Here is a 6,953-nt window from a genome sequence, read left to right as displayed (position 1 = left end):
CACCGGCGGCGCGCATGGCCCTGACAGGGTGCCGGACTGGTCCGGTGCTTTGAAAACAGTGCCTTTTCAACGTTATGGTCCACCCGTGGCGGGGGACCTGTCGATGGAAAAAAGGGGCGGCATGACGTCACGCCGCCCCCGCTGGGGTGTCACTTCCAGGGCGGTCCGTCGGCGTAGGGCGCCAGGGCCGCCGCGACCACCCGGTGGACGGGCGTCGGCACCCCCAGCTCCGATCCCAGCTGCACCACCGCCCCGGACAGCCAGGGCAGTTCCAGCCGCCCGCCCCGCGTCAGGTCGTTGAGCATGGACGAGGTCATCGCGGGCGGCAGGCCGTCGAGCAGCGCCTCCACGCGGGCGACGATGCCGGTGCCCAGATCGACGTCGCGGGCGCGGGCCAGCCGGGCGACCTCCGCCACCGCGTCGAGGAACAGGGCGCGGCTCTCCGGAACGCGGCGGATCACCCCGGCGGGCTGGCGCGTCAGGGCGGTGACCCCGCTGAAGGGCGCCAGGAAGGCGAACTTCTCCCACTGCGCGCGCAGGATCGCCGCGGACAGCACCGCCTCGAACCCGGCCGCCTCGGCCAGCGCGTGGAAGCCGGTCAGCCGGGGCGAGGGGCGCCCGTCCAGCTCCCCGTAGGTCAGGCGGGCCAGCGTCCCGGTGTGGCGGATCACGCCGGGGGCGGCGATGGTGGCGCCGATGTGGGCGACGCCGCCCGCCACATGCTCCCGCCCCAGGATCCGGCACAGCGTGTCCATCCCGGTGACGCCGTTCTGCACGGTGACGACCACGGTGCCCGGCTTCACCAGCGGGCGGCAGGCCTCCGCCGCGCGGTCGGTGTCCCACAGCTTGACGGCGAACAGCACGAGGTCCACCGGCCCGACCTCCGCCGGGTCGTCGGTCGCGCGGACGTCGGTCAGGTGCAGAGGTGCGGCCTCGCTCTCGATGCGCAGGCCGTCGCGGCGGATGGCCTCCAGATGCCGGCCGCGGGCGATGAAATGCACGTCGGTTCCGTGGGTCGCCGCGAGGCGCGCGCCGAAATAGCCGCCGACCGCGCCCGCCCCCATGATTGCGATGCGCATGCGTTGCTCCTCCCAAATGCGGTCCGGGCCGGCGCGCACCGTTGGATGGGGCCGATCGATCGGCGGAGGCCGGGCGGGCCTTTGGTGCCGGACGCTGGGGGACAGTGTGGCCCGCGCGGAACTTTGCGGCAATAGGCCGCAGGATTGCGGATTGCCGGAGGCCGACTTTCTTTCGACAGTGGGCGAACCGATCGGCGCCCTTTTTCCTGCATTGGCCGATCCGGGGGATTTGTCATGAGCGCCTTCGTCCGAACGCCGCCGCTCCGCGTCCTGTGGGTTTTGCTGATCGCCCTTCTGGTCGCGACGGTCCACCCCACGGGTGCCCATGCCCAGCCCGGCAATCCGGAGCAGGAGCGGGTCCGCGCCGTCGCGCTGAAGGCGGCGGAGCTGATCGCCGCCCGGGGGCTGGAGGCGGCGGCGGCGGCGTTCAACCGCGACGGGGAGTTCAAGCACGGGGCGCTCTACGTCACCGTCATCGACTTCGCCGGGGTGTGGAAGGTCTACCCGCCGCGGCCCGCCGGAGTCGGGATGAGCGTGATCAACGTGAAGGACCCGGACGGGCGCGACATCGTGCGCGACATCCTGTCGGTGGCGAAGGATTCGGGCGAGGGCTGGGTGGAATACCGCTGGCTGAACCCTGCCAGCAACCGGATCGAGCCGAAAACCACCTTCGTGAAGCGGGTGCCGGGCCAGGATCTGGTCGCCTATGTCGGGCTGTACCATTGACGCCGTGGGCTGCGTGTTCGGGGCGCCCATGACCGATGCTTGATACGGATGCTGTTGCGGCGCACATCTTGACCCGCACCGGGCGCGCCCAAGCTTGTCGGGGTGGCCTTCACGGCATGCCGGGGCATGCGGGTTGCGCAGGGCTGCTTTTTAGAAAGTTTCTAAAGCAGGGTCTTTACCCGGGGCGCAGCGGGGCGTAGCCTCGATTGCAGCCAAGAATGGAAGACAACCCCTCGGAGGATTGAGAAACCATGCAGATCGACATCGGGATCGCGGAAGCCGACCGCAAGGCCATCGCCGACGGCCTGAACCACGTGCTCGCCGACACCTTCGCCCTGTATCTGAAGACGCATTCCTTCCACTGGAACGTCACGGGGCCGATGTTCAACACGCTCCACACCATGTTCATGACCCAGTATACGGAGCTGTGGACCGCCCTGGACGAAGTGGCGGAGCGCATCCGCGCCCTCGGCTATCCGGCGCCGGGCAGCTTCTCGCAGTTCACCAAGCTCGCCTCGATCAAGGAGGAGCAGGGCGTTCCGAACGCGCAGGAGATGCTGCGCCAGCTCGTCGAGGGGCACGAGGCCGTCGCCCGCACCGCCCGGAAGGTCTTCCCGACCGCCGAGCAGGCCAACGACCAGCCGACCGCCGACCTGCTGACCCAGCGCCTGCAGATCCACGAGAAGACCGCCTGGATGCTGCGCTCCATGCTGGAGTAGTCGGCGCTGAACAGCGGTTTGCGATTCGACTTTGTGATTCGGCGGGGCGCCGTCCTTCGGGGCGGCGCCCCGTCCATTTTCGGCCAAACAAAACAACAGGGAGGAAACAACCGGGCGGAGCCGCGCGTTCTCCTGGGATGTCCGATGGACGCGGGAGAGGGGCCATGGCCTCCTACAATTTCGACCGGACGCGGGGAGCGGACCGGGCGGCGACGGGCGCGCAGGACGCGCTGCTGCTGGCCGCAAGGCTGCTGATCGGAGCGATCTTCGTGGAGAGCGGCTTCGGCAAGCTGATGAATCTCGGCGGCTTCGCTGAAAGTCTGGCGGGGCAGGGGCTGCCCATGCCGATGCTGCTGGCCGCGCTGGGCGGTGCGGTGGAATGCTTCGGCGGGCTGGCGGTGGTGCTGGGGGCCTGGACGCGGCTGGCCGCGGCGGCGGTGGTCCTCTTCACCATCATGGCGACGCTGATCGCCCACCGCTACTGGACCTACCCGCCGGAGGCCCAGGGGATGCAGCGCATCCAGTTCATGAAGAACCTCGCCATCATCGGCGGCTTCCTCGCGCTGATCGCCGCCGGAGCCGGGCGGTTCAGCGTGGACGGTTTGATGAACCGGCGGTAGGAGGGGACCGGTCGCCCGGCCCCCGCCAACGGGTTACCAGTTGCCCGCCGGGCTCGGCTCGCCCTCGTGGTGGGCCAGCCAGCGCTCGGCCTCCAGGGCGGCCATGCAGCCCATGCCGGCGGCGGTGACGGCCTGCCGGTAGATCTTGTCCTTCACGTCGCCCGCGGCGAAGACGCCCGGCACGTTGGTGGCCGTCGAGTCGGGGGCGGTGACGATGTAGCCCTCGGAGTCGGTCTCCACCTTGCCCTGGAAGACGGCGGTGGCGGGGACATGGCCGATGGCGACGAAGACGCCGGCCACCGGGATCACCCGCTCCTCGCCCGACTTCACGTTCTTCACGCGCACGCCGGTGACGCCGCGCGGGTTGCCCATGGAGCCGTCGCCCTCGCCGACGATCTCCTCGACGACGCTGTCCCAGACGACCTCGATCTTGGGGTTGCGGAACAGCCGGTCCTGCATGATCCGCTCGGCGCGGAAGCTGTCGCGGCGGTGGATGACCGTCACCTTGGAGGCGTGGTTGGTGAGGTACAGCGCCTCCTCCACCGCGGAGTTGCCGCCGCCGATGACCGCGATCTCCTTGCCGCGGAAGAAGAAGCCGTCACAGGTGGCGCAGGCCGACACGCCGAAGCCGCGGTAGATCTCCTCGCTGGAGATGCCCAGCCAGCGCGCCTGCGCGCCGGTCGCGATGATGACGCTGTCGGCGGTGTAGGTGTCGCCCGAGTCGCCCTTGCAGACGAAGGGGCGCTGGCTGAAGTCGACATCGGTGATCAGGTCGAAGACCATCTTGGTCCCGACATGCTCCGCCTGCTTCTGCATCTGCTCCATCAGCCACGGCCCCTGGATGGGGTCGGCGAAGCCGGGATAATTCTCGACGTCGGTGGTGATCATGAGCTGGCCGCCCGGCTGCATGCCCTGCACCATCAGCGGCTGCAGGTTGGCGCGCGCCGCGTAGATGGCCGCGGTGTAGCCGGCGGGACCGGCGCCGATGATGAGAACCTTGGTGTGGTGGGTGCTGGGCATCGCTCTGTCCGTCACGATCTGGGCTGACGCGGACCATAGGGCCGCGCCGAACATATGGTCCAGTTCCGGCGCGCTGTCATCGGAAAGCCTGCCATGCCGGCCCATCATGGTGACGATGCTTCACATCGACCGCCTGGGAAAACCCCCTTCAGTAGTGGGCCGGCGCGCCCCCCGTCCGGTTCTTCAGCCACGCGCCGACGCGGTGGCGCCACTGCTCGTGCCAGATGTAGACGCTGTTGCGGACCCAGTTCATCTGCACGGCGCGGCGCCGGCCCTCGAAGGAATGGTGCCCGTGCCAGGAGGTGTCGGAGCGGCGGAAGCACAGCAGCGTGCCCTCGTCCGGCGGCACCTCGGCGGCGTAGTCCTCCAGGTTCGGGCTGCGCAGCACGCGCAGGCGCCCGCCCGACGCTTCCCAGGGCGGATTCATGTAGATCAGGACGGTGACGATCTTGCTGGCCGAATCGGGGTGGATCTTGCCGTCGGTCGCCCGGCACATGCCGCGGGCGGTGAACATGGTCGGGTAGCGCGACAGGTCCAGACCGAACTTTTCCGAGAAGGCCTGGCAGACCGCCGCGCCGCGCAGCTCCTCGATCAGGGCGTCGAAGGCCGGGCCCTGCGGGAAGACGCCGAGCGGGATCGAGCCGGGCTTGTCCACCTTGGGGTAATCGCGGTGCAGGGCCTCCAGACGCTCCCGCTTCACGAAGCCGGGGACGCAGAGGAAGTCGAACGGCTCGTGCTGCAGCGGGGTGGCGCGGAAGCGGTCCAGATCCAGCATGGAGGTGGGCGTGGACATGGGGCGGTCTCCAGACGGCAACTCAAACAGCGGCAATTCAGGCCACGGGCGTGTCGGGGAAGGCCAGCTCGTGGCGGGCGCGCCATTCCGGGCCGACATAGTTCACGATGATCGACTTGCGCACGCCGCGGATCGGGCGCGGGGCGAAGCCGTGCCAGGTGTTCGTTCCGGGAACGAAGACCAGTCCCCCGTTGAAGGCGTAGGGCGCGCGGGTGACGACGGTGCGGGTGGCGTCCAGCACGTCGGTGCCCCAGCCGGCGCAGTCCGGCCCCTTGGAGAGATAGATCAGCATCGTGAACTTCTTGACGCCGATGTCGGTGTGCGGCTCCAGCCAGAAGCCGTCGGTGTCCTGGCAGTACTCGATGCGCAGCGAGGTGCCGGCCAGATCGACGCCGCAGGTCCGCTCGATCGCCGCCGTCACCGCCCGGCGCTGGAAGGCCGTGGCGACCGCGTCGCAGACGGGATGCTCGGCCCGGCTGCGGGCGCAGAAATAGCTGCGGGTGGCGTTGTTGGTGTCCCGCTTGCCCATGGTGTCGCCGACCGGCGGCGGCGCCCAGGGCAGGGCGGCGATGCCGTCCGCGGCCTCGTCGGGAAGCGCGCGCGACAACAGCCAGTGGCGATACGGGTCATCCTTGGTCGGGGCGTTGTCCAGGCAGCGGATGAAGGCATCCTGGACCGCGTCGGGCGAAACCATGCGAAAAATTCCAATGCGTCCCAGCGGTAAAGGCGAATTACCATAGGGCGGCACACGCGCTAAATGAATTAGCGTTCATGAAGCGTTTGACAGGAATCTCCCCTGAAAAGCGCAAGCAAACAACGCCACGTCGCGGCATCGCGGGGCGCGCGGCGCCGCGAATCTCAAGCGCCGTGCTTGGCGCGGTGGGCGAGAAGGCGGTGCCGCAACTCTTCGGCGACTTGCCGGGTGTCGTCCAACGTTGGGTAGGTCCACTGATCCAGGGCGCCGGTGAAAGGCCGGGTGATGCCTTCCTTGTAGAGTTCTTCATGGAAGCTGCGGAACTTGGGCGAGCCGCCCTCCAGCGCGATCACATAGACCGGCTTTCCGGTGGAGCAGGCTTCCGAAGTCATGGACACGCTGTCGCAGGTCACCACCACCGCGTCGGCCAGCCCGAGATAGGCGAAATAGGGGTTCTCCCCCGTGCCGTCCCACACCTCCGCCGGCAGGCCGTTCAGACGGGCGCGCAGGATCGCCTCGTTGTCGGCGCCGGTGCGGCGCGACGGTGTGACCATCAGCCCGGCCCCCTGGCTGCGGGCCAGCTCCGACAGCTTCTCCGCGACGTCGCCCATGATGGTCGGGGTCAGGGCGTAGACGCCGTTGGTGCCGCCGATCAGCACGGCGACGCGCGGGTGCGGCAGGTCGGCGAGCCGGGGGGCGTGGCGTTGCGCGGCCTCGGCCAGCAGCTTGGGCGTCACGCGGTGCAGGGCGCCGCGGGTGGCCATGACGTTGGGGCCGCGCAGCCGGTCGTGGCGGGGCACCACGACGAGACCGAAATGGCGCGGGTTGATCTGCGGGTCCTGGATGTAGACGGTGAAGGTCCGCCTGCGCGACTGCTTGCTGGCGGCCAGCAGCGGCGCGATGGCCTGGCGCCCCGAGCCGATCATCAGGTCCGGCCAGGGCGCGCGGATGGGATCGCCCTCCGGCCCGGCGGCGAAGCGGTTGCCCAGCCGCAGGAACGGGCTGAGCTGGCGCCACGGGCTGCGCAGGCGCACGCGCTTCACGACGGGGGTGAGGCCCAGCGCCTCGGCAAGGCCGATGCACTGGTTTTCCATGCCGGGCTTGCCGTCCGACACGACCCAACAGGTAAGGGAACCGGAAATGGAAGAATGCATCGTCACACGAATGGTTTGGGAGTGCGGCTGGTTGTCGCGTCCAGGTGGGCATCGGGGCTGGATACATCGATAGAAAGTTTTTCCACCGGCGCCGGTACGGGTTTCTTGCTTGGCGTGGATGGCTGCGCCGTGTAATATCCTTTCTTCA

General features: G+C 69.0%; 8 protein-coding genes. 3 read left to right on the top strand and 5 right to left on the bottom strand.

What is annotated here, in order from left to right; all coding sequences use genetic code 11:
- Positions 1 to 149 precede the first annotated feature (149 nt).
- Positions 150 to 1,079: a ketopantoate reductase family protein gene (locus GBZ26_RS09090; RefSeq protein WP_174438559.1), complete on the bottom strand. Its 930-nt coding sequence runs from the start codon at positions 1,077 to 1,079 to the stop codon at positions 150 to 152.
- 234 nt (positions 1,080 to 1,313) lie between these two features.
- On the opposite strand from GBZ26_RS09090, the gene GBZ26_RS09085 reads away from it, so the two are divergent.
- From GBZ26_RS09085 to GBZ26_RS09075, 3 genes are all read left to right on the top strand, one after another.
- Positions 1,314 to 1,805, top strand: coding sequence for a cache domain-containing protein (locus tag GBZ26_RS09085; protein WP_174438558.1), 492 nt, complete (start codon positions 1,314 to 1,316; stop codon positions 1,803 to 1,805).
- Between the two features lie 251 nt (positions 1,806 to 2,056).
- Positions 2,057 to 2,524: a Dps family protein gene (locus tag GBZ26_RS09080; RefSeq protein ID WP_174438557.1), complete on the top strand. Its 468-nt coding sequence runs from the start codon at positions 2,057 to 2,059 to the stop codon at positions 2,522 to 2,524.
- A 164-nt stretch (positions 2,525 to 2,688) separates the two neighbouring features.
- On the top strand, positions 2,689 to 3,144 hold the full coding sequence (locus tag GBZ26_RS09075) for a DoxX family protein (protein WP_174438556.1): 456 nt from the start codon (positions 2,689 to 2,691) through the stop codon (positions 3,142 to 3,144).
- 33 nt (positions 3,145 to 3,177) lie between these two features.
- On the opposite strand, the gene trxB is transcribed toward GBZ26_RS09075, so the two are convergent.
- From trxB to GBZ26_RS09055, 4 genes are all read right to left on the bottom strand, one after another.
- Positions 3,178 to 4,164, bottom strand: a complete 987-nt coding sequence (gene trxB / locus GBZ26_RS09070) for a thioredoxin-disulfide reductase (protein WP_174438555.1) — start codon at positions 4,162 to 4,164, stop codon at positions 3,178 to 3,180.
- A gap of 148 nt (positions 4,165 to 4,312) precedes the next feature.
- Positions 4,313 to 4,957, bottom strand: coding sequence for a 2OG-Fe(II) oxygenase (locus GBZ26_RS09065; protein ID WP_174438554.1), 645 nt, complete (start codon positions 4,955 to 4,957; stop codon positions 4,313 to 4,315).
- 37 nt (positions 4,958 to 4,994) lie between these two features.
- On the bottom strand, positions 4,995 to 5,651 hold the full coding sequence (locus GBZ26_RS09060; protein WP_174438553.1) for a 2OG-Fe(II) oxygenase: 657 nt from the start codon (positions 5,649 to 5,651) through the stop codon (positions 4,995 to 4,997).
- A 164-nt stretch (positions 5,652 to 5,815) separates the two neighbouring features.
- Positions 5,816 to 6,745, bottom strand: a complete 930-nt coding sequence (locus GBZ26_RS09055) for a mitochondrial fission ELM1 family protein (RefSeq protein ID WP_246653655.1) — start codon at positions 6,743 to 6,745, stop codon at positions 5,816 to 5,818.
- Positions 6,746 to 6,953: the final 208 nt, after the last annotated feature.

This window comes from Azospirillum formosense (assembly GCF_013340925.1).
GTDB lineage: Bacteria > Pseudomonadota > Alphaproteobacteria > Azospirillales > Azospirillaceae > Azospirillum > Azospirillum formosense.
Note: the sequence above shows the minus strand (reverse complement) of the source record. Positions and strands in the feature narration are given on the sequence as shown.

What these genes read in the sequence shown, in the direction of transcription:
- GBZ26_RS09090 (WP_174438559.1), bottom strand. Translation starts at nt 1,079, where the DNA reads ATGCGCATCGCAATCATGGGGGCGGGCGCGGTCGGCGGCTATTTCGGC.
- GBZ26_RS09085 (WP_174438558.1), top strand. Translation starts at nt 1,314, where the DNA reads ATGAGCGCCTTCGTCCGAACGCCGCCGCTCCGCGTCCTGTGGGTTTTG.
- GBZ26_RS09080 (WP_174438557.1), top strand. Translation starts at nt 2,057, where the DNA reads ATGCAGATCGACATCGGGATCGCGGAAGCCGACCGCAAGGCCATCGCC.
- GBZ26_RS09075 (WP_174438556.1), top strand. Translation starts at nt 2,689, where the DNA reads ATGGCCTCCTACAATTTCGACCGGACGCGGGGAGCGGACCGGGCGGCG.
- trxB (WP_174438555.1), bottom strand. Translation starts at nt 4,164, where the DNA reads ATGCCCAGCACCCACCACACCAAGGTTCTCATCATCGGCGCCGGTCCC.
- GBZ26_RS09065 (WP_174438554.1), bottom strand. Translation starts at nt 4,957, where the DNA reads ATGTCCACGCCCACCTCCATGCTGGATCTGGACCGCTTCCGCGCCACC.
- GBZ26_RS09060 (WP_174438553.1), bottom strand. Translation starts at nt 5,651, where the DNA reads ATGGTTTCGCCCGACGCGGTCCAGGATGCCTTCATCCGCTGCCTGGAC.
- GBZ26_RS09055 (WP_246653655.1), bottom strand. Translation starts at nt 6,745, where the DNA reads ATGGAAAACCAGTGCATCGGCCTTGCCGAGGCGCTGGGCCTCACCCCC.